Genomic DNA, 20,740 nt, shown 5'->3' on the forward strand with positions numbered 1-20,740 from the left:
AAGGTCAGCGCGACCGCCTCGTCGAAGCAGGTGAGATGGGCGACTTGTTCAAGGTGATGGCCGTCACCGCACCGGGATGGCCCGCCCCCGCAGGATTCACAGGAGACGTCGCATGACCGCCATCCAGCTGGCGAGGACCGGAGACGCCGAAGCCATTGCGGCCTTTGCCAACGGGTCGTTCACCCACACCTTCGGCCATATCTATGACCCCTCCGACCTCTCCGCCTTCCTCGCTGGCTGGAACCCGCCCGACCGCGTTCGCGCCCAGATCGCGAGCGATGATCATGACATCGCGCTGGTCCGCAGCGAAGCCGGCGCGATCCTAGGCTATATCAAGATGGGCCCGGTTGATTTCGAGCTGCCCGAACATCAACCGACGGACGATGCCGTCGAACTGCACCAGCTCTATGTGGCCGAAGCCGCGAAGGGCACTGGCGTCGCGGTCGCGCTGATGGAATGGGGCATTGCCTGGGCGCGCGAGCGGGCATCGATCCTTTACCTCACCGTTTTCACGGAGAATGACCGCGCGCAGGCTTTTTACCGTCGCTATGGTTTCTACGATGTCGGCCGCAACGAATTCCGCGTCGGCAACCATATCGACGAGGATCGTTTCTTCAGGCTCGACCTGTGACCGCGCCCTTCGTTACCGCCGTGCCGCTCGACGGGGTAGCCCACGGCTTCTTCGGACGCCGCGGCGGGGTATCGGCGGGCGAACTCGCGTCGCTCAATTGCGGCCTCGGTTCAGGCGACGATCCGGCGCTGATCGCCGAGAACAGGCGGCGCGTCGCCGATGCGGTGCTGCCGGGCGCCATGCTCACCGGCCTGTATCAAGTCCATGGCAACCGCTGCGTGATCGTCGATAAGAACACCGATCCCACCGCACGGCCGGAAGCCGACGCGCACGCCACGCGCACGCCCGGCGTCCTGCTTGGCATATTGACCGCGGACTGCGTCCCCGTCCTCCTTGCCGACCGCGAGGCCGGGGTTGTCGGCGCGGCGCACGCGGGCTGGAAGGGCGCACTCGCCGGGGTCACCGACGCGACGCTTGACGCGATGGAGAGCCTTGGCGCCAGCCGCACGAACATCGGCGCCGCGATCGGCCCATGCATCGCGCGCGCCTCCTATGAAGTCGACGATAGCTTCGTGCACCGCTTCGTCGCCCACGACCCCGCGAACGAGCGCTTCTTCGCCGCAGGCAAACCCGGCCATGCGATGTTCGACATCGCCGCCTATGTCGCGGCGCGCCTCGCAGCGGCGGGCGTGACGCGAATTGCCATCGGGGGGCAGGACACCTATGCCGAGGCCAACGACTATTTCAGCTATCGCCGTGCGTGCCACAAAGGGGAAAACACCTATGGCCGCCAACTGTCGGTGATCGGCCTCGAATAGCGCGCGAAAGGGGACGGAATGAAGGCGCTCGCGATACCGCGCAAACGGCTGGTTTCGATTGTCGGCGGATCGATGGGCAATCTCGTCGAATGGTATGACTGGTTCGCCTATGCGGCCTTCGCCATCTATTTCGCCCCGGTCTTTTTCCCGCAGGCCGATCCGACCGCGCAGTTGCTGAACTCGGCGGCGATCTTCGCGGTCGGCTTCGTGATGCGCCCGATCGGCGCGTGGGTGATGGGGCGCTTCGCCGACACGCGCGGGCGCAAGGCGGGGCTGACGCTGTCGGTCGCGCTCATGTTCAGCGGATCGATGCTGATCGCGGTCGCACCGACCTATGCTGCGGCCGGGTTGCTCGGCCCCGCGACCTTGCTCGTCGCGCGCATGTTGCAGGGCCTGTCGCTCGGCGGCGAATATGGCGCGAGCGCGACCTATTTGTCCGAGATGGCGCCCAGGGAGAATCGCGGTTTCTGGGCGAGCTTCCAATATATGACGCTTTGCGGCGGTCAGCTTTGCGCGATCTTCGTCGCGGTGGTGCTGCAGTCGTTCCTGACCGAAGCCGAACTGACGGCATGGGGCTGGCGCATCCCGTTCGTCATCGGCGCGTTGCTCGCGCTCGGCGTCTATCTGCTCCGCCGCAACCTCGCCGAGACGCCGTCGTTCGAGAATCAGGCGGTCGACCGCCCCGTCTCGACCGCGAAACGGCTGTGGAAGGAACATCGCCGCGAAAGCATCCTCGTCGGCATGCTGTCGGCGGGCGGCGGGCTCGCGGCCTATACCTACACCAGCTACATGCAGAAATTCCTGTTCAACACGGTCGGCTTCGACAAGGCGACCGCGACCTACATCATCGCTGCCGCACTGTTGTGGTTCACCGCGATGCAGCCGGTGTTCGGGGCGCTGGCGGACAGGTTCGGACGCAAACCGATGCTGCTGCTCTTCGGGATCGGCGGTGCGATCGTCGCGGTACCGACCTTCATGACGCTCGAGACCGTCACCTCGCCCTACGTCGCGACGCTGCTCGTCATGATCCCGCTGACGCTGCAAAGCGGCTACAGCGCCAACAACGCACTGGTGAAAGCCGAGCTGTTCCCGGCGCATATCCGCGGGCTCGGCGTGGCGCTGCCCTATGCGATCGGCAATGCGATGTTCGCCGGCACACTCGAAATCGTCGCACTGGCGCTCAAGGATGCCGGGATCGAGCGCGTCTTCTATTTCTACGTCGCCTTCGTGATCGCGATGGCCGGCGTCGCGACCTTGTTGCTTCCCGAGACGAAAGAGCGCAGCCTGATCGTCGAGGATTGAGCCGCGCAATATAGTTTCAACCGAAACGAACCTGCTGTAGAGGGCTCCAATACCTGTCAGGAGCACCCCCATGGCCATGCGCGGCAAACCCAAGACGAATACCCGGAAAATCGGCGATCGCGACCTCAACCCCGCCACGCTGATGATGGGACTCGGCTACGACCCGATGCTGTCCGAAGGCTCGCTGAAGCCGCCGATCTTCCTGACCTCGACCTTCGCGTTCGAAAGCGCCGCCGCGGGCAAGCGTTTCTTCGAACATATCACCGGCAAGCGCGAAGGGCCCGCCGACGGCCTCGTCTATTCGCGCTTCAACGGCCCGAACCAGGAAATCCTCGAGGACCGGCTCGCCGTCTGGGACGGCGCCGACGACAGCCTCGTCTTTTCGAGCGGCATGTCGGCGATCGCGACCCTGCTCCTCGCGCTCGTCGGCCAGAATGACGTGATCGTCCATTCGGGCCCGCTCTATGCCGCGACCGAAACGCTGATCGCACGCATCCTGTCGCGCTTCGGCATCAGCTTCCTCGACTTCCCCGCCGGCGCGACGCGCGAGGAAATCGATGCGATCCTCGCGCGCGCCAAGGCGCTCGCCGACGAAAAGGGCGGCAAGGTCGCGCTCGTCTATCTCGAAAGTCCCGCGAACCCGACCAACGCGCTCGTCGATGTCGAAGCGGTGCGCGCCGCGCGCGACGCCGCCTTCACCGACGAGCAAAAGCCCGCGATCGCGATCGACAACACCTTCCTCGGCCCGCTGTGGCAGAAGCCCCTCAATCAGGGTGCCGAACTCATCGTCTACAGCCTCACCAAATATGCGGGCGGTCATTCAGACCTTGTCGCGGGCGGTGTGTCGGGCGATCAGGCGCTGATCAACGCAATCCGGCCGATGCGCAACACGATCGGCACGATCTGCGATCCCAATACCGCATGGATGCTGCTGCGCAGCCTCGAAACCCTCGAACTGCGCATGAGCCGCGCGGGCGAGAATGCGCTGAAGGTGTGCACCTTTCTCCGCGATCATCCAAAGGTTGATGGGCTCGGCTATCTCGGCTTCATCAGCGACGCGCGGCAGAAGGATATCTACGACCGGCATTGCACGGGCGCCGGTTCGACCTTCTCGCTGTTCATCAAGGGCGGCGAGGCCGAGAGTTTCCGTTTCCTCGACGCGCTCAAGATCGCCAAGCTCGCGGTCAGCCTCGGCGGCACCGAGACGCTGGCGAGCCATCCCGCAGCAATGACGCACCTGTCGGTTCCGGATGAGCGCAAGAAGGCGCTCGGCATCACCGACAATCTGGTACGCGTATCGATCGGGATCGAGGACGCCGACGACCTGATCGCCGACTTCGCGCAGGCGCTCGACGCGGTCTAACGGCCGCGCCGCGCGCGCCAGTCGACGACCTGCCAGCCCATCTTGGGCGCAAGCTGCTTCAGCTTGCGCGATGGCGTCGTCGCGACCGCCTCGTCGGCGAAATGCAGCATCGGATGGTCGGAGACATGGTCCGAATAGGCGCGGACATGTGCCGCCTCGCGCGTAATGTCGTTGGCGGCAAGCCAGTCCGCGATGCGCGCGAACTTCGCATCGCCATAGCAATTGTCGCCGGCGAGACGCGCATGGATATGGTCGGCGCCGTCGGGTTCGTCGAGCTGCGTCGCAAGCACGTCGTCGATCCCCAGCCGCCGCGCGATCGCGTCGACATAGAGATGGAAGGATGCCGTCGCGAGCAGCAGCCGGTATCCCGCCTCGCGGTCGGCCGCGATCTGGTCGAGCGCCGCGGAGTGCAGCCCGCGCGCCACGACCTTGTCGGCATAGCTTTCGGCGAGCGGCGCGATCTCGGCGCGGCGGAACCGCTTGCCGACGAGCAGCCGCAGGTTGATCGCCTTCAGGCGCGACCGGTCGATCAGACGCAGCGAATAGGCAGCGCCCGCAATCCCGACGAGCGGCAGCAGCATGAGGCGCCATTGCTGACGGCGGCGCGCAACATGCATGAGGAAACCGCTGTAAGTACCTGAACGCGTTATCGTCCGGTCCATATCGTACATCGCGACGCGATGCGCATAATCCGGGATCGGCGTGGTGAGCGGGTCGTCCATCGCTATTCTTTAGTGTGCCCCGCCATCGCGGCCAAGGGGTGGTCACCCACACCATGGATTCGCTTGCCGTGCCCTGGCAAATAATACAATGTCGCCCGCACGATGGTGGCCAGAGCGGATTTCGAACATAGCGACGGAGCCGAGGGCGCCGAAGTTCGCTTCACCGGCCGCCTGACGCTCGCACGGCTGGGCGATCTGCCTGCGCGGCTCGATGCGCTGGGGCCGATCGCGACGCTCGACCTGTCGACGCTCGACCGGATCGATACCGTGGGCGCCTGGATCGTCACGCGCACCGCCAAGGAACATGGCTCGAAAATTGTTGGCGCGAGCCCGGAAGCCGAGCGCTTGCTCGAAGCGCTCGCGAGCGACAAGAGCGAATATCGCGTTCACCGCGATCGCCGCCCGGCGTGGGCGCGAATGCTCGAACAGGTCGGCACCGCCAGCGTTGCGATCTGGCATGAACTGCTGGGCATCGTCGGATTTTTCGGCGCGATGATCGTCGCGCTCGGCAATCAGATTCGCGCCCGGCGGCGACTGCGCTGGAATGCCGTCGTCACCCGTTTCCAGACCGTCGGCGTCGACGCGCTGCCGATCATCGGGTTGATGAGCTTCCTGATCGGTATCGTCATCGCGCAGCAGGGCGCGGTGCAGTTGGAGCAATTCGGGCTGGAGGTGTTCACGATCAACCTCGTCGGCCGCGCCTCGATCCGCGAACTCGGCCTGCTGATGACCGCGATCATGGTCGCCGGCCGTTCGGGTTCGGCGTTCGCCGCGCAGATCGGCACGATGAAGCTGACCGAGGAGGTCGATGCGATGCGCACGATCGGCGTATCGCCGATGGAGGCGATCGTGCTGCCGCGCGTCGCCGCGTCGACGATCACCATGCCGCTGCTCGGTTTCTACGCCAGCCTGTGCGCGATCGCGGGCGGCGGCGCCTTTGTCTGGGTCGGGCTCGACATCCCGCCGCTCACCTATATCCAGCGGCTGCGCGAAATCATTCCGATGACCGATTTTTACATCATGCTGATCAAGGCACCGGTGTTCGGCATATTGATCGGCGTCACCGGCTGTTATGAAGGCATGCAGGTGCGCCAGAATGCCGAGGAGGTCGGCCAGCGCACGACATCGGCGGTGGTCGCCGCGATCTTCCTCGTCATCGTCCTCGACGCGATGTTCGCCGTCTTCTTCTCTTCGCTGGGATGGAATTGATGGGCGAAGAGATCGATCACGAACTCAAGGAAGAGCTTGCCGCCGCCGACGCGGTGCGGCCCGAAAAGTTCGAAACGGCGATTTGCATCCGCGGCCTGAAGAACCAGTTCGGCGATGCCGTGGTTCACGAGGATCTGAACCTCGACGTCCGTTCGGGCGAGATCCTCGGCGTCGTCGGCGGATCGGGCACCGGCAAGTCGGTGCTGATGCGCTCGATCATCGGCCTCCAGACACCGACCGCGGGCGAAATCGAAGTCTATGGCAAGACGCTCGACACGATCGCCAACGAAGAGGAATCGCGCGATCTCCGCCGGCGCTGGGGCGTGATGTTCCAGGGCGGCGCGCTGTTTTCGACGCTGAGCGTCGCCGAGAATATCCAGGTCCCCCTGCGCGAATATTATCCGCGGCTCGACCAAAGGCTGCTCGACGAGATCGCGGCGTACAAGGTCGCGATGGTCGGGCTGCCGCCCGATGCCGGCCCGAAATATCCCGCCGAACTGTCGGGCGGGATGGTCAAGCGCGCCGGGCTTGCCCGTGCGCTCGCGCTCGACCCCGCGCTGCTGTTTCTCGACGAACCGACCGCGGGGCTCGACCCGATCGGCGCGGCGAAGTTCGACGAGCTGATCCGTGAACTGGCCGACACGATGGGTCTTACCGTCTTCCTCATCACCCACGACCTCGACTCGCTTTATGCCACCTGCGACCGTGTCGCGGTACTGGCCGAAAAGAAGGTGATCGCGGTCGGCACGATCCCGGAACTGCTTGCCACCGAGCATCCGTGGATACAGGATTATTTCAACGGGCCACGCGGCCGTGCGGCGGCGAGCGGGAACCAAACCGCGACGCCGCGATAGGAACAGCTGATGGAAACACGCTCAAACAACGTCCTCGTCGGCGCTTTTGTCCTCTTCTTCACGGCGGCGCTCGCCTTTTTCGTCGTCTGGCTGGCGAACGACAGCGGCGGCGACAAGCGCGAGTATGACATATTCTTCAAACAGTCGGTCGATGGCCTGAACAAGGGTGCACAGGTGCAGTTTTCGGGTGTGCCCGCCGGGCAGGTACGCGAGATCGCGCTGTGGCCCGACGACCCGCAATTCGTTCGCGTGCGTATCGAGGTCAACGAAGGCGTGCCGATCCTGCAAGGAACGACCGCCGCGCTCGAAGGCGTCGGCTTCACCGGTGTGTCGCAAATCTCTCTCGACGGCGCGGTCAAGGGCGCCCCGGCGATCGCCGACAAGGGGCCCGCCGGCAAACCGGTGATCCCCACACGCGTCGGCGGGCTCGGCGAATTGCTCAACACCGCGCCGCAATTGCTCCAGCGCCTCTCGACGCTGAGCGAACGCCTGGCCGAACTCGCCAACGACAAGAATCAGGAAAGCTTCGCCAATATCCTGAACAATGTCGAAGCGACGACCGCAACGCTGGCGCGCAACGGTCCCGCGCTCGAACGCGCGCTCGCCGACACCCGCATCGCGATCCAGCAGGCGGGACAGGCCGCGGAGCAGATCGGCAGCCTTGCCGCCGCAACGCAAGGCACGATCGACCGCAACGTCGACCCCGCGATGCGCAACCTGCGCGATACGCTCGCCTCCGCCAACGAGTCGATGAAGACGCTCGAGGGAGCGATCGCCGACGCGCGGCCAGGGCTCAAGACCTTCAGCGAAACGACGATCCCCGAAGCCAATGCGCTGATCCGCGATCTGCGCCGCACCTCCGCTTCGCTGTCTAGCCTGACCGACAAGCTCGATCAGCAGGGCGCGGGTGCGGTTCTGGGCGGCAGCAAGCTGCCCGATTACAAGGAATGAGGATACCCATGATGCGTAGATATCGCGCCCCGCTGCTGACCGTCATCGCGGCCGTCGCGCTGTCAGGCTGCATCGGGCTCGGCGGCAAGACGCCGCCCTTCCTGCTGACGCTCGATTCCGACGCTGCGCCGCAAGCCGGGACAGCCCGCACCGCGGCCGAGGCCGCGACACTGACGATCCTCATCCCGACCGCACCGCAAAAGCTGCGTACCACGCGGATCCCGGTGCAACAGGACGATGCGAGCGTCACCTATGTGAAGGATGCCCAGTGGGTCGAAGCGCCGTCGCGGCTCTTCCAGCGGCTCGTGTCCGAAACCGTCGCTGCGCGCACCTCACGCGTCGTGCTCGACGAAGGGCAATATCTGACCGCGCCCGGAGAGCAGCTCGCGGGGCAGCTGATGGAATTCGGTGTCGACGCACGTTCGAACGAGGCCGTCGTCGCCTATCAGGCAATGCTGGTGTCCGCTGGCGGCAAAACCGTCACCCAGCGCCGCTTCGAGGTGCGCGAGATGATCGGCGGGAAGGTCGAGGCGAGGCCGGTGGGAGAGGCGCTGACGCGCGCTGCAAACAAGGTAGCCATCGATGTCGCGGGGTGGCTTGGCGGCTAAGCCCCGCATCTGCCATTGCCATTGTCTATCGCCGGCTCTAGAGGCCACGGCTTCACACCATCTGCACCAGCGCAGCCTCTTCCGGGTTTCCGGCTGCGCTCTTCCTTTCGAGCCCGCCAGCTTGAAAGGGTCATGCCATGGCGTGGGTCATCCTCGCGATCGCCGTCTTTACCGAAATCGTCTGGGCGCTGAGCCTCAAATGGGCCGCAACGATCGGTTCGTGGCAGGCGTCCGTCGTTCCCGTCTCGCTCAGCTTCCTCAACATGGCGCTGCTCGCCTTCGCCATGCGCGGTATTTCGGCGGGAACCGCCTATGCGATCTGGACGGGGCTCGGGGCGATCGGCGTCATCATCGGTGGCATTTTCCTGTTCGGCGAGAAGGTAAACCCGATCCAGATTGGCTTCATGACGCTGATCGTCATCGGTGTCGTCGGAACGAAGCTGTTTTCGGCCAATTGACCGGGTCGCGAGGGGCGGCGGCCGCAAGCCTCTCTCATCCCCCAAAACGGACGTCAGCCCAGCAGGCTTTTCGACGCCTGCTCGGTCACGTCGCGCGACAGGCCCGGCTGCGCAAGAATCCGTTCGAGCTCGGCCTTCATCAGCGCCTGCCGCCCCTCGTCGAAGCGTTTCCAGCGGCCGAGCGGCGGGATCATCCGCGCCGCGGTCTGCGGGTTCTTCGGATCGAGCGCGATGACGAGATCGGCGATGAGTTTATACCCAGCTCCGTCGCCCTGATGAAAAGCGGCCTGATTACCCGTCAGCGCGCCATAGAGCGAACGGACGCGGTTGGGATTCGTCAGCGTGAAGTCGGGGTGCTGCGCCAGTTCCTTCACAGCCGCGACGGTGTCGGAACGCAGCGACCACGCCTGAACCTGAAACCATTTGTCGAGCACGAGCGGGTTGTCGCGATAGCGCTGATAGAAGATATCGAGCGCGTGCGTCCGTTCGTCGCTGTCGCCATGCGCCAAGGTGGCGAGCGCCGCCTGACGCCCGGTCATCCCGTCGGCGTCGGAAAAGATGCGAAAGGCCATCGCAGAGGCATCGTCGGCCCCGGTCGCCGCAAGATAGGCGAGCGCCACACCACGCAGGCGGCGGCCGCCTTTTGCAGCGCGCGAGAGGTCGGTCGCGGCGGGCGCGTCGCCCCCGAGGATATCGCGCCAGTCCGTTTCGAGCGCCTTGCCGATCGCGGCCTGCAACGCCAGCCGCTCGCGGCGGATCGCGTCGGGATCGACGGTCACCATCTGGTCGCCGATAAAGGCTTCGCTCGGCAGCAGCACCGCTTCGGCGACGAAAGCCGGGTCGCCGGAACGCCCGGCCAGCGTCTGCCCGACGGCCTCGATCACCGCGCGATTGTCCGCCGCCTTGCCCGACACCGCGGCGACGAGCGTATCGAGCATCAGCTGCTGCAACGCCTCATAGCGCGCGAACGGATCGTCATCGTGCGCGGCGAGCCAGGCGAGTTCGCCATCTTCGCGCGCGAAGTCGACAATCACCGGCGCCGAGAAGCCGCGGTTGATCGAAAGCATCGGCCGGCTGCGATAGGAGCCGAGCGGCAAGGCGAGTTCGGGCCGGTCGAGCAGTACGAGCCGTTCGGCTTCCTCGCCATGCTCGCCGGCGAGATCCCATATCTTGATGCGCAGCGGGATCAGCATCGGTGCCTTGTCCGGCTGGCCCGGCGTGGGCGGAACGGCCTGCATCAGATATAGCGTGCGATCGCCGGTCGCCTCGTCGGTATCGATCCGCGCGGTGATGCGCGGCGTACCCGCCTGACTGTACCACAGGCGAAATTGCGTCAGGTCGATGCCCGCGCCGTCCTCGATCGCCTTGACGAAATCCTCGCACGTCGCCGCCTCGCCGTCGTGGCGGTCGAAATAGAGGTCGGTTCCCTTGCGAAAGCGTTCGGGCCCGACCATCGTCGCCATCATGCGGATGATCTCGGCGCCCTTGTTATAGACGGTCGCAGTGTAGAAGTTCGAGATTTCCTGAAAGCTGTCGGGGCGGATCGGATGCGCGAGCGGTCCCGCATCCTCGGGAAATTGCGCGGCGCGAAGCAGACGGACGTCCTCGATCCGCTTGACCGGCGGCGAGCCCATGTCGGCCGAGAAATTCTGGTCGCGAAAGACGGTGAAGCCTTCTTTCAGGCTCAGCTGGAACCAGTCGCGACAGGTCACGCGATTGCCGGACCAGTTGTGGAAATATTCATGCGCGACGACGCCCTCGACGCCGTCGTAATCGAGGTCGGTAGCGGTATCTGGATCCGCGAGGATGTAGCGGGTGTTGAAGATGTTCAGCCCCTTGTTCTCCATCGCCCCCATATTGAAGTCGCCGACCGCGACGATGTTGAACAGGTCGAGGTCATATTCGCGGCCATAGACCTCTTCGTCCCATTTCATGCTGTTCTTGAGCGCGTCCATCGCGTGGCCGGTGCGCTCTTGGTCGCCATCGCGCACCCAGATGCCAAGTTCGACCTTGCGCCCCGACATGGTGACGAACTCGTCGCGATTGACGACGAGATCGCCCGCGACGAGCGCAAAGAGATAGGACGGCTTCGGCCAGGGATCCTCCCACAGCGCCCAATGATCGCGCCCCTCCTCGCCCTGCTCGATACAATTGCCGTTCGAGAGCAGAATCGGGAAGGCCGCCTTGTCGCCCTTCATGCGGACCCTGTAACGGCTGAGCACGTCGGGCCGGTCGGGGTGGAAGGTGATGCGGCGAAAGCCTTCGGCTTCGCACTGTGTGCAGAGCATGCCGTTCGAGGCGTAAAGCCCCATCAACTGGGTGTTCGTCGCCGGGTTGATCGCCGTCTCGACCTCGACCGTCGCGGCGGTCCTCTCGCCGAGGTCGACGACAAGGTCGCCGCCATCCATGCGCCAGTCGTTCCAGCCTTCGCCATCGACGCGCACTGCCGCGGGAGTCAGCCCGTCGCCGCGCAGCACCAGCGGCGCGGGGGCATCGGCATGACGCACGACCGAGAGCGCCGCGCGAACCTTCGTCGTGTCGGTCCCGAGCGCGAAATCGAGCGCGATGTCGGGAACCTGCCATTCGGGCGGGCGATAGTCGCCGCGGTGGATGGTGACGGGGGTGGCGGGCGTGGAAGAGACGTCGGTCATCCGATCGATCTAGGCACAGCGCGACGGACGCGCAATAAGGCGCGCGATGGCACATATGCTGATTTTCGGAATGGGCTATGCGGCGAGCCACCTCGCCGGCCGCCTTCGTGCACGCGGGTGGGACGTCACGGGAACGACGCGCGATGGCCGCGGGGACAGCGTCGCATTCGGCGACGAAGCTACCATCCGGACCGCACTTCGCGATGCGACGCATATCCTGTCCTCGGTACCGCCGGTCGACGGCCATGATCCGGTCCTCTCGCGCTATGGCGAAGCTGTCGCCCTCGCCCCCGCGACATGGACCGGCTATCTCTCCTCGACCGGCATCTATGGCGATACCGGCGGCGCATGGGTCGACGAAGGCGCGCCGGTCAAAGGCCGACGTACCGACCGTAATGCCGCCGACGCCGCATGGGCGGCGCTGCGCGGCGACGTCCGTATCTTCCGCCTCCCCGGCATCTATGGCCCCGGCCGCTCGATCCTCGATCGTATCCGCGAGAAGCGCGCCCACCGGATCGCGCTGCCGGACCAGGCCTTCAGTCGCGTCCACATCGACGATATCGCGAGTGGCGTCATCGCGTCGTTCCGGGGCCCGGCAGGAACCTATAATCTCGCGGACGATGAGCCCTGCCACCAGAACCGCCTCGTCGAATGGGGCTGCGCTTTGCTCGGCGCCCCGATACCGCCGCTCCGGACACTCGACGAAGCCGGTCTGTCGCCCACCGCGCGCGCCTTCTATGCAGAGAACCGCCGCGTCGCGAACGGCAAGGCGAAGCGGCTGCTCGGATGGACGCTGCAATATCCGACGTTTCGGGAGGGGTTGGCGGCCTGCTCATAATCGTCGCCCCCGCGAAGGCGGGGGGCCGCTACCGGGATAGTGCAAGGTTGCCAGCGGCCCCCGCCTCCGCGGGGGCGACGGATCAGATCAACACATCCACCGTGTGGATCAGCACGCCGACCAGCCCGCCGACGAGCGTGCCGTTGATGCGGATATATTGCAGATCATCGCCAACGGCATTCTCCAGCCGGTCGGTGATCGTCTTCGCATCCCAGCCGCGAATCGTGTCCGACACCAGCTTGAGCGCCGTCTCGCCATAGCTGTCGACCATGCCGACGACGGCACGGCGCGCATAGCGGTTGAGTGTGCGCTTGATCGCCGCATCTTCGCCCAGCATCGCGCCGAACTGCGTGACGAGTTCGCCGATCCGCCCCGCGAGCATCGTGTCGGGGTTGCGGGCCGCCTTCAGCAGCGCGCTGCGCCCCTGCTCCCACAGGCCGTCGAGCCAGCGCTTGACCGCCTTGTTTTCCAGCAACTCGTCGCGAACCTTCGCGACCTTCGCTTTCACCTCGGGGTCGTGCTGCAGGTCAAGCGCCATCTTGGCGAGACCTTCCTCGACGCGGATACGCAAGGGATGCGTCTCGTCGACCGCCATCTCGCTGAGCAGCTTCGACAGGCCCGCGACGATGCGGTTCGAGATGCTTTCGTCGAGCCCGGTGAAGCGCACGATCGCGTTCGAATTGTCGTGCACCATCTGGTGGATCAGATGCTCGTTGAGCTCGAGCGTTTTCGATCCCCATTTGACCATTGCATCGAGGAGCGGCTGGTGCCGCCCTTCGGCGAGCGCGGCCTGGAGCGCCTGCCCGAGCAGCGGCGCGACGTCGAGTTCGCGCAGGCGGTCGGCGATCGCCGATTTGACCATGCCGCCAAGCCGTTGCTGGTCGAGCGCGCCGAGCCCGTCGGCGATGATCCGCGACGCGCCGAGCCGCAGACGTCCGCCGCCTTCGGCGGGTTCGGACAGGAATTTGCCGACCGCGCCGGCGACATCGACCGTCTGCATCTTGCGTGCGATCAGCCGCGGCAACAGGAAATTGGTGAGCAGGAAACGCGCGAGCGTGTCGCCGATGCGGTTCTTGTTGCGCGGGACGATGGCTGTGTGCGGGATCGGCAGCCCCATCGGATGACGGAACAGCGCGGTGACGGCGAACCAGTCGGCGAGCCCGCCGACCATCGCCGCCTCGGCAAAGGCACGGACGAAGCCGACCGCGGGGTGGACGTCCTGATAATATTTGGCGCCGACGAAGACGATCGCCATGGCGACGAGCATACCGGTCGCGACGACGCGGATGTTCGATCCCCGCGCCTGAATCGCGACGCCGATCGGCCGGGAGAGCGTGCGGTCGGTCATGCGAACCAAATGGCGAAATGCCGCAAAGGTTGCAACCGGCGCAGTCGCTTGCCGCGCCGGTCGATCCCCATCATTCGGCCGGATGCGGTGCCGGCTCCCCGTGCGGCCTGGTATCGTCGCCCTTCCTGTAGGTGAGCAGATTGCTCGAGAAAAAGCGGCCGAGGCGTTTTTCGATGCTGTCGGCCAGACTGAAGCCCGCCGGCACGATCAGCAACGTCAGCAGCGTCGACAGGATCAGACCGCCGATCACGACGACGCCCATCGGCTGGCGCCACGCGCCGTCGCCCGACAGCGACAGCGCGGTCGGAACCATGCCCGCGACCATCGCGACCGTCGTCATGACGATCGGCTGGGCACGCTTGCGTCCGGCATCGAGCAGCGCGGCCTTTTTCTCGACGCCATGATCCATCTCCTCGATCGCGAAGTCGACGAGCAGGATCGAGTTTTTCGCAACGATGCCGAGCAGCATGAGGAGACCGATATAGACCGGCATCGAGACTTCCATGCCCGTGATCCACAGACCGAGCAGTCCGCCCAGCGGCGCGAGCAACAGCGACGACATGTTGACCAGCGGCGACAGGAAGCGGCGGTAGAGCAGCACCAGCGTCGAGAAGACGAGCAGCAGCCCCGACACGACCGCGATCATGAAGTTGGTGATCAGTTCGGCCTGCCACTTGGCATCGCCCTGGATGACCTTGCGGATACCCTGCGGCATCGTCTTGACCGCGGGCAGCGCGTCGATCTTCTTCTGCGCGTCGCCGGTGACCAGCCCCGGCGCAAGATCGGCGCCGATCACGATGCGTCGTGTCTGGTTGTAACGGCGCAGTTCGGTGGGGCCGGCGCCAAATCCGATCGACGCGACCGACTTCAGCGGCACCGTCGTCCCGCGCGCGGTCGGCACCGGCAGATTCTCGATTGTCGCAAGGCTGCGGCGCGAATCTTCGGACAGCAGCACGCGGATCGGGATCTGGCGATCCGACAGCGAGAATTTGGCCGCATTCTGGTCGATGTCGCCCAGCGTCGCGATGCGGATCGTCTGACTGAGCGCCGAGGTCGTCACGCCGAGTTCGGCGGCGAGGTCGAGGCGCGGGGTCACGATGATTTCGGGACGCGGAATGTCGCCCTCGATCCGCGGCGCGCGCACTTCCTTCAGCTTCTCCATCTGCGACACGATCAGACGCGCATGCTTTTCGAGTGCGACCGGATCGTCGCCGCCGATGACCATCGTCATGTCGCGGCCCGAAAAACCGCCCGATTGGCTCTGGAAGGTCACGCGTGCGTCGGGGATCGCCGCCATCTGCGGCTGCAGGCTGCGCTCCCATTCGACGCTGGTGACCTCGCGGCTCTTTTTCAGCGTGATATAGACGCCGCCGTCGTTGACATTCACCTCATAGAAGGCGTTCTCGACATTCTTGTCCTTCGACAGGATCGCGTTGATCTGGTTCGAGATATGCTCGCTCTGCGCCAGCGTCGAACCCGGCGGCAGCTCATATCGGATCTGGCTGTAATCGCTGTTGATCGTCGGCTGGAACTGCTGCGGCAGGACCATCAGCAGGACAACGCTGAGCGCCAGCGAAAGGGCGCCTATGCCGACGATCCAGACGCGATGGTCGAACAGGCGCGCCCAAGCACGCCGGACCATGAATATCGCCCAGTTGGTAAAGCCAAAATTCCTTGCTCCCATCGCATAGGCGATCGCTCCCAGCATGATGGCAAGCAGGCCAGCGGCAAGATAGGTGAAGATGGCTTCGAACGGCGTCTTGAGCATGAAGTACATAGCCGTATTGGGCTTGTCCTGCCCCACCGGCACCGGCTGGAAATAGGCGTAGATCGCATAGAGGACCGACAGGCCGGCAAGCACCAGCGGCACTGCGACATAAGCGAGCTTCGTCGGGTGCGCCTCGTAGCGCGCACGCACGGCGTGATGCTTGCTGTTGTCGAGCGTCCACGCGAGGATCTTCTCGTAGCGATCGACCCACGGACCCGAGGCGTGGTCCTGCTCGCCCTGCGCCGACAGGAAATAGGCGGCGATCATCGGCGTTATCATGCGCGCGACCGCAAGGCTGACGAGCACCGCGAAGACGACGGTCAGACCGAACTGGATGAAGAACTGGCCGGAGATGCCCGGCATCAGCGCGACGGGCAGGAAGACTGCGACGATCGACATGGTGGTCGCGACGACCGCAAGGCCGATTTCGTCGGCGGCGTCGATCGACGCCTGATAGGCGGTCTTGCCCATGCGCATATGCCGGACGATATTCTCGATCTCGACGATCGCGTCATCGACGAGCACGCCGGCGACGAGGCTCAGCGCGAGCAATGACAGGCTGTTCAGCGAAAAGCCCATCATGTCCATGAACCAGAAGGTCGGGATCGCCGACAGCGGGATCGCGAGAGCGCTGATCAGCGTCGCGCGCCAGTCGCGCAGGAAGAGGAAGACGACGACGACGGCGAGCACCGCGCCCTCGATCATCGCGAGCATCGAACTGCGATATTGTTCCTTCGTATATTCGGTGCGCGTGAAGAGGATCTTGAATTCGACCTGCGGGTTCGCCTTTTTGATCTCGTCGAGCTTCTTCATCGTCTCGTCGTGGATCGTGACGTCCGATGCGCCCTTCGCCTTCTCGATCGAGAAGGACAGCACCTGCTTGCCCTCGATCTTGGCGAGGTTGCGCTGTTCGGCATAGCCGTCGCTGACCTTGGCGACATCGGCGAGGCGGATCGTGCGGCCATTGCCGATCGAAATGCGCGTCTCGCCGAGCTGGAAGGCGTTTTCGGCATTGCCCAGCACGCGCACGGCCTGTTCGGATCCGGCGATTTCGGTGCGCCCGCCCGCGGCGTTGACGTTCACCTGGCGGAGTTGCTGGTTCACCTGACTCGCGGTGAGGCCATAGCTTTGCATGCGCGCGGGATCGAGGATCACGCGGATCTCGCGATTGACGCCGCCCGACCGGCTGACCTTTGCCATGCCCTGGATCGACAGCAGTTCCTTCGCGACCGTATTGTCGACGAACCAGCTCAACTGTTCGAGCGTCATGTCCGACGTTTCGACCGCGAAATAGGTGATCGGCCCGCCCGCCGCGTCGACCCGTACGACCTGCGGTTCGAGAATCCCCTCGGGCAGGTCGCTACGGATTTGCTGCACCGCCTGGTTGACGTCGTTATAGGCGCGGTCGATCGGGGTGCCGATCGCGAACTGCACCATCGTCCGGCTGTTGCCTTCACCGACATAGGACGAAAGCTCGTCGACGCCGCTGACGGCCCGCACCGCGGCCTCGATGCGCTGGGTCACCTGCGTCTCGAGCTCGGACGGCGCCGCGCCGGGCTGGACGACGACGACCTGCACCATCGGGAATTCGACGTCGGGATTGTCGTTGACGTCCATCCGGTTGAAGCTGACGAGGCCCGCCAGCAGCAACAGGATGAACAGCACGATCGGCGGCACCGGATTGCGGATGCACCAGGCGGAAATGTTGCGAAAGCTCATGATCAAACGCCCTTGTGCACTAAAACCCTATGCGCGCCACTTGGCCGGTTATCGCGACGATTTCTGCACCACCGGCTTCACCTTGTCGCCGGGGTTGAGGAAGGCGCCCGCCAGCGCGACGACCCGCTCGTTGCCGGTCAGGCCCGAAGCGATCGACACGCCGCTGTCGGTGACCGTGCCGACCTTCACCGGCTGCCGCTTGATGATATTGTTGCCATCGACGATCAGCACATAATTTCCTTCGGGGCCGCTCTGCACGGCACTTTCGGGAAGCAGCGGCGCTTCGGCGGTGCCCGCGACGAGACGCGCGTCGGCGAAACCGCCGGGGCGCAGCGCCGACGAATAGGGAACGGCGATACGCACCGTGCCCTGGCGTGTGTCCATGTCGACGACGGGCGCCACCTGCCAGACCTGCCCCGCGATGCGGACGTCCGTCCCGACGGGCGTGACCGTCGCGCGCGTACCGACCTTGACGCGTGCGAGGTCGGCCTCGGCCATCTGCGCGAGCATTTCCATCTCGCCACCGCGCGCCATGCGGAACAACACGCCGCTGCCCGCGCCGACGATCTGGCCCAGCTCGACCTGCCGCGTCAGCACGAGACCCGCCGCCGGCGCGACGATGTTGAGACGGTCGTTGCGCGCCGTCGCCTCGGCATATTGCGCCTGTGCGACGCGAACGCGTGCGTTGGCGGCGTCGCGCGTCGCGCGCTTGCGATCCATATCGGCCTTTGAAATGAAGCCGCGCCCGACCAGCGCCTGCGCGCGTTCAAGTTCGGCCTGCGCCAGGTCGGCGTCAGCCTGCGCGACGCGGATCGAGGCTGACAGGCTGGCCGCCTGCTGGGTCTGCACCGAACGGTCGATCACCGCGAGCGTCTGACCCGCGCCGACCCACTGGCCGGGTTCGACCAGAACGCGAACGACCTCGCCGCCTTCGCCCGCGACACCGACGGGCATTTCGCGGCGCGCCGCGATCGTGCCGTTGGCGGCGATCGCCGCCTCGACCGACACGCGGCCGGGGATCACGACGGTGACGTTCGGAATGGCCGCCGCGCCCTGACCCTCGCCGTCGGCCGCGGCCTTGCCGCTGGTAAAGGCGTAATAGGTGGCGGCCAGCGCCAGCGCGATCAGCACAAGCGCGATGATCAGCCAGCTGCGTTTGCGCCGGCTGTCGTCGGCGTCTTCATAAAAGCTTTGCGTGCCCGCCAGACTGTCCATCGAATCCACTTTCCGCTCGTAATTCACGCCGAAACCCTCCCTGCCTTGCGCGGCATACTGCTGCGGCGGACGCCGGCGCGCCCATCCCCTCGACCCCGCACAACAGGATCATTCCTCAACGAGGTGTATTACCTAATTATATCACCACTGGCAAGAGGCGAAACTTCGCCCCGTCCCCGCGCCCCGGAGCGGGGCTCTTAGTCGCGTTGCCATGCAATTTCCAGAGACTGCGGACACAAAAAAGGGCGGCGCGCCCATGGCGGCCACCCTTGTTGTGCCGGCTCGCGCCGAACCGGCGGAGGTCGGTCAGCGAACCCGGCCGCGTCGCACCAGATTGACGATCCCGAGCAGGATCACGGCGCCGATGAAGGCCGTGAGCAAGGTCATCGGATCGAAGGCGTCGCCGCGCAAATGCCCGCCGCCAAGGAAGCTGCCGAACAGGAACCGGCCAAGGATCGACCCGATGCAGCCGACGATGATGTTGAGGAAGATACCTTGCTGGGCGTCGGTGCGCATCACGATGCTGGCCAGCCAGCCGATGATGCCGCCCATGATGATTGCGATAATCCAAGTCATAAGATCACCCCTACGATCGTTGTTGGCGCCTGACCCTGCAGGCATCACATTGGTAACCCAAATATTTGATATCGCCTAGCGGAATGGCGGCGGGTGATTTTCCCTGCCGCCCACCGTTCAGCGAACGCTGCCGCGCCGGACCAGATTGATTATCCCGAGCAGCACCACGGCACCGATGAAGGCCCAGAGCAGCCCGATCGGGCTGAAGGTGTCGAGACTGGCGCCCATGCCGAAAAAACTGCCGAGAAAATTCCCGAGGAATGCCCCGACGATGCCGACGACGACATTCAGGATGATCCCCTGCTGCGCGTCGGTACGCATGGCGATGCTCGCCAGCCAGCCGATGATGCCGCCGACGATCAATGTGATGATCAAGCTCATGACTTTTCCTCCCTGAACCGGTCCGGCTGCGCCGGAGGCCGGCGATTATCGAAACGTCCGGTCGTGCCCGGACATCGCTTCAGCGATATCGAAACAATGCGGTCCGGGAGAGAAAGGTTCCCGGCCGGCCCAGCGGGGCCTGACCGGGAAAGGGAGGATCGGTTCCTGATCGGGAACGTCTCCGGGTCGCAAGACGCAACTAAGCAGCCGCGTTTGACGCTGGTGTGACGAAAATCACAGGTGACAAAATAAACCGGAGAAGGGGTTTTGCCCGGCATGCCGGAGCATCGTCATGCCGGCGCGAACGGCGCGCATGCGAAATGGGGGCCGACATCGCTGCCAACCCCCACTATCCGGTTCTGTCCCGTTTGCTCCCGCCCCGCTTCATCCCGTCCTGCCTCTCTTGCGATCGGCAGTCCGCAAAACGATGCGTTGCGGCGCACGCCGGAACAACCCGGCGACGGTTTGGTCGGCCCCCTTTCGGGGGCCGGCCGCACCTGGAAAGCCCTTCATCATCTCTTCTTGCGTCTGTCGAAACAGTCGCTGTCCAAGCGATGGACTGCATTTCCCGTACCCGATCGGGTTCGTATCAACTCGTGGGAATCGCTACGTTCCGTGACCAGGCTACCGGTCGATTTCCTCGCCAATCCGTCCGTTCTCTTCTGGCTAGTCTTGCAACTACCCTTGATGTCCCGGTGGTTCGTCGTCTCTGTCGTCCGATGATTTGAAGCTGACATGAAGCACGGGGGGCGCCAACAAAAAATGCGCGATAATGCCCGGCGGAGCGCCTGCGCTTGTGGATAAGTCCGGCATTAGCAACAAGCGGATTCACCGCAGCATTTTTGTAACAGCGGTGCAGCATTTTCGGACTCGGGTATCGAACCGAATCGGCGTCCTCGGACATGACGAGCCTCGCTCGCGAGTCGCGACTCGGTCGCCCCTCATACAAAAGCGGGACCCGAAGGCCCCGCTCCGTTATCCGGTATGCCGGAAGATGATCAGCCCTTGACCGTCACCTCGACACGGCGCGCCGCCGAATTCTCGGTCCCGGTCGTCGTTGTCTCCGCCGGCTTCTCGAGCACGACCCGCTCCGCAGCGATGCCGAGTTTCTCAAGCGCGGCTTTCACGCTCTGCGCGCGGTTCTTCGAGAGTTCGGCATTCGCGGCCGCATTGCCCGTAGGGTCGTTATAGCCAGACACCGCAAGCGTCGCGGCGGCGTTGCTGTCGAGATAGGCCTTCACCGACGAGGCGGCGGTCGTCAGGTCGTTCGACACTTCCGATTTGCCCGTATCGAAATAGACCGTCAGCATCGGCTTGCCTTCGCGGTCCGCCGCAACGACGCCCGCGCCTTCCGGAATGGCTGTGGCGGTGGCCGTTCCAGCCGCGTC

Annotated in this window: 18 protein-coding genes; 10 read left to right on the plus strand and 8 right to left on the minus strand. The window is 64.9% G+C overall.

Going from position 1 to position 20,740, the window contains the following annotated elements; all coding sequences use genetic code 11:
* The first annotated feature begins 112 nt into the window (after positions 1 to 112).
* The 4 genes from JHC57_RS14040 to JHC57_RS14055 all read left to right on the plus strand — a co-directional run bounded on the left by JHC57_RS14040 (position 113) and on the right by JHC57_RS14055 (position 4,054).
* On the plus strand, positions 113 to 631 hold the full coding sequence (locus tag JHC57_RS14040) for a GNAT family N-acetyltransferase (RefSeq protein ID WP_294030706.1): 519 nt from the start codon (positions 113 to 115) through the stop codon (positions 629 to 631).
* Entirely contained in the window at positions 628 to 1,389 is a 762-nt protein-coding gene (gene pgeF, locus JHC57_RS14045; protein ID WP_294030708.1) for a peptidoglycan editing factor PgeF, read from the plus strand. Before JHC57_RS14040 ends, pgeF begins: the two co-directional genes overlap by 4 nt.
* An 18-nt stretch (positions 1,390 to 1,407) precedes the next feature.
* A complete protein-coding gene (locus tag JHC57_RS14050; RefSeq protein WP_294030709.1) occupies positions 1,408 to 2,691 on the plus strand; it encodes an MFS transporter in 1,284 nt (427 codons plus the stop codon).
* Between the two features lie 70 nt (positions 2,692 to 2,761).
* On the plus strand, positions 2,762 to 4,054 hold the full coding sequence (locus JHC57_RS14055; protein WP_294030710.1) for a cystathionine gamma-synthase family protein: 1,293 nt from the start codon (positions 2,762 to 2,764) through the stop codon (positions 4,052 to 4,054).
* Here JHC57_RS14055 and JHC57_RS14060 read toward each other — a convergent pair.
* Positions 4,051 to 4,776 (minus strand): HAD-IB family hydrolase, encoded by a 726-nt coding sequence (locus tag JHC57_RS14060; RefSeq protein WP_294030711.1) that lies wholly within the window; start codon positions 4,774 to 4,776, stop codon positions 4,051 to 4,053. The two genes, JHC57_RS14055 and JHC57_RS14060, sit on opposite strands and share 4 nt — an antisense overlap.
* Positions 4,777 to 4,878: 102 nt before the next feature.
* Here JHC57_RS14060 and JHC57_RS14065 point away from each other — a divergent pair, with 102 nt between their 5' ends.
* The 5 genes from JHC57_RS14065 (at position 4,879) to JHC57_RS14085 (ending at position 8,856) form a co-directional block, all read left to right on the plus strand.
* Entirely contained in the window at positions 4,879 to 5,985 is a 1,107-nt protein-coding gene (locus JHC57_RS14065; protein WP_294030712.1) for an ABC transporter permease, read from the plus strand.
* Positions 5,985 to 6,839: an ABC transporter ATP-binding protein gene (locus tag JHC57_RS14070; protein ID WP_294030714.1), complete on the plus strand. Its 855-nt coding sequence runs from the start codon at positions 5,985 to 5,987 to the stop codon at positions 6,837 to 6,839. The genes JHC57_RS14065 and JHC57_RS14070 overlap by 1 nt, the downstream gene beginning before the upstream one ends.
* 9 nt (positions 6,840 to 6,848) lie before the next feature.
* Positions 6,849 to 7,790 carry an MlaD family protein gene (locus JHC57_RS14075; protein WP_294030715.1) on the plus strand — a complete coding sequence of 314 codons (942 nt, stop codon included), beginning with the start codon at positions 6,849 to 6,851 and terminating at the stop codon, positions 7,788 to 7,790.
* 8 nt (positions 7,791 to 7,798) lie between these two features.
* Entirely contained in the window at positions 7,799 to 8,398 is a 600-nt protein-coding gene (locus JHC57_RS14080) for an ABC-type transport auxiliary lipoprotein family protein (RefSeq protein WP_294030716.1), read from the plus strand.
* 137 nt (positions 8,399 to 8,535) lie between these two features.
* Positions 8,536 to 8,856, plus strand: coding sequence for an SMR family transporter (locus JHC57_RS14085; RefSeq protein WP_294030717.1), 321 nt, complete (start codon positions 8,536 to 8,538; stop codon positions 8,854 to 8,856).
* A 53-nt stretch (positions 8,857 to 8,909) separates the two neighbouring features.
* Here JHC57_RS14085 and pepN read toward each other — a convergent pair whose 3' ends face one another.
* Positions 8,910 to 11,507, minus strand: a complete 2,598-nt coding sequence (gene pepN / locus JHC57_RS14090) for an aminopeptidase N (protein ID WP_294030718.1) — start codon at positions 11,505 to 11,507, stop codon at positions 8,910 to 8,912.
* 46 nt (positions 11,508 to 11,553) lie between these two features.
* On the opposite strand from pepN, the gene JHC57_RS14095 reads away from it, so the two are divergent.
* Complete coding sequence (locus JHC57_RS14095) at positions 11,554 to 12,345, plus strand: SDR family NAD(P)-dependent oxidoreductase (protein WP_294030719.1); 792 nt, start codon at positions 11,554 to 11,556, stop codon at positions 12,343 to 12,345.
* Between the two features lie 82 nt (positions 12,346 to 12,427).
* Here the strand turns inward: JHC57_RS14095 and JHC57_RS14100 are convergent, their stop codons facing one another.
* The 6 genes from JHC57_RS14100 to JHC57_RS14125 all read right to left on the minus strand — a co-directional run.
* Positions 12,428 to 13,693, minus strand: a complete 1,266-nt coding sequence (locus JHC57_RS14100) for a DUF445 domain-containing protein (RefSeq protein WP_294030721.1) — start codon at positions 13,691 to 13,693, stop codon at positions 12,428 to 12,430.
* A 70-nt stretch (positions 13,694 to 13,763) separates the two neighbouring features.
* Complete coding sequence (locus JHC57_RS14105; RefSeq protein ID WP_294030722.1) at positions 13,764 to 17,180, minus strand: efflux RND transporter permease subunit; 3,417 nt, start codon at positions 17,178 to 17,180, stop codon at positions 13,764 to 13,766.
* Positions 17,181 to 17,228: 48 nt separating this feature from the next.
* Positions 17,229 to 18,395: an efflux RND transporter periplasmic adaptor subunit gene (locus JHC57_RS14110; RefSeq protein ID WP_294030727.1), complete on the minus strand. Its 1,167-nt coding sequence runs from the start codon at positions 18,393 to 18,395 to the stop codon at positions 17,229 to 17,231.
* 306 nt (positions 18,396 to 18,701) lie between these two features.
* A complete protein-coding gene (locus JHC57_RS14115) occupies positions 18,702 to 18,971 on the minus strand; it encodes a GlsB/YeaQ/YmgE family stress response membrane protein (RefSeq protein ID WP_037555525.1) in 270 nt (89 codons plus the stop codon).
* A 117-nt stretch (positions 18,972 to 19,088) separates the two neighbouring features.
* On the minus strand, positions 19,089 to 19,352 hold the full coding sequence (locus JHC57_RS14120; protein WP_294030724.1) for a GlsB/YeaQ/YmgE family stress response membrane protein: 264 nt from the start codon (positions 19,350 to 19,352) through the stop codon (positions 19,089 to 19,091).
* 998 nt (positions 19,353 to 20,350) lie between these two features.
* A partial coding sequence (locus JHC57_RS14125) for an OmpA family protein (protein WP_294030726.1) occupies positions 20,351 to 20,740 on the minus strand: 390 nt, incomplete at its 5' end.

Origin of the sequence: Sphingopyxis sp. (assembly GCF_016463645.1) — a bacterium.
Lineage (GTDB): Bacteria > Pseudomonadota > Alphaproteobacteria > Sphingomonadales > Sphingomonadaceae > Sphingopyxis.

What these genes read in the sequence shown, in the direction of transcription:
- JHC57_RS14095 (WP_294030719.1), top strand. Translation starts at nt 11,554, where the DNA reads ATGGCACATATGCTGATTTTCGGAATGGGCTATGCGGCGAGCCACCTC.
- JHC57_RS14085 (WP_294030717.1), top strand. Translation starts at nt 8,536, where the DNA reads ATGGCGTGGGTCATCCTCGCGATCGCCGTCTTTACCGAAATCGTCTGG.
- JHC57_RS14080 (WP_294030716.1), top strand. Translation starts at nt 7,799, where the DNA reads ATGATGCGTAGATATCGCGCCCCGCTGCTGACCGTCATCGCGGCCGTC.
- JHC57_RS14120 (WP_294030724.1), bottom strand. Translation starts at nt 19,352, where the DNA reads ATGAGCTTGATCATCACATTGATCGTCGGCGGCATCATCGGCTGGCTG.
- JHC57_RS14110 (WP_294030727.1), bottom strand. Translation starts at nt 18,395, where the DNA reads ATGGACAGTCTGGCGGGCACGCAAAGCTTTTATGAAGACGCCGACGAC.
- JHC57_RS14070 (WP_294030714.1), top strand. Translation starts at nt 5,985, where the DNA reads ATGGGCGAAGAGATCGATCACGAACTCAAGGAAGAGCTTGCCGCCGCC.
- JHC57_RS14040 (WP_294030706.1), top strand. Translation starts at nt 113, where the DNA reads ATGACCGCCATCCAGCTGGCGAGGACCGGAGACGCCGAAGCCATTGCG.
- JHC57_RS14105 (WP_294030722.1), bottom strand. Translation starts at nt 17,180, where the DNA reads ATGAGCTTTCGCAACATTTCCGCCTGGTGCATCCGCAATCCGGTGCCG.
- JHC57_RS14055 (WP_294030710.1), top strand. Translation starts at nt 2,762, where the DNA reads ATGGCCATGCGCGGCAAACCCAAGACGAATACCCGGAAAATCGGCGAT.
- JHC57_RS14050 (WP_294030709.1), top strand. Translation starts at nt 1,408, where the DNA reads ATGAAGGCGCTCGCGATACCGCGCAAACGGCTGGTTTCGATTGTCGGC.
- JHC57_RS14100 (WP_294030721.1), bottom strand. Translation starts at nt 13,693, where the DNA reads ATGACCGACCGCACGCTCTCCCGGCCGATCGGCGTCGCGATTCAGGCG.
- JHC57_RS14075 (WP_294030715.1), top strand. Translation starts at nt 6,849, where the DNA reads ATGGAAACACGCTCAAACAACGTCCTCGTCGGCGCTTTTGTCCTCTTC.
- JHC57_RS14060 (WP_294030711.1), bottom strand. Translation starts at nt 4,776, where the DNA reads ATGGACGACCCGCTCACCACGCCGATCCCGGATTATGCGCATCGCGTC.
- JHC57_RS14065 (WP_294030712.1), top strand. Translation starts at nt 4,879, where the DNA reads ATGGTGGCCAGAGCGGATTTCGAACATAGCGACGGAGCCGAGGGCGCC.
- pepN (WP_294030718.1), bottom strand. Translation starts at nt 11,507, where the DNA reads ATGACCGACGTCTCTTCCACGCCCGCCACCCCCGTCACCATCCACCGC.
- JHC57_RS14115 (WP_037555525.1), bottom strand. Translation starts at nt 18,971, where the DNA reads ATGACTTGGATTATCGCAATCATCATGGGCGGCATCATCGGCTGGCTG.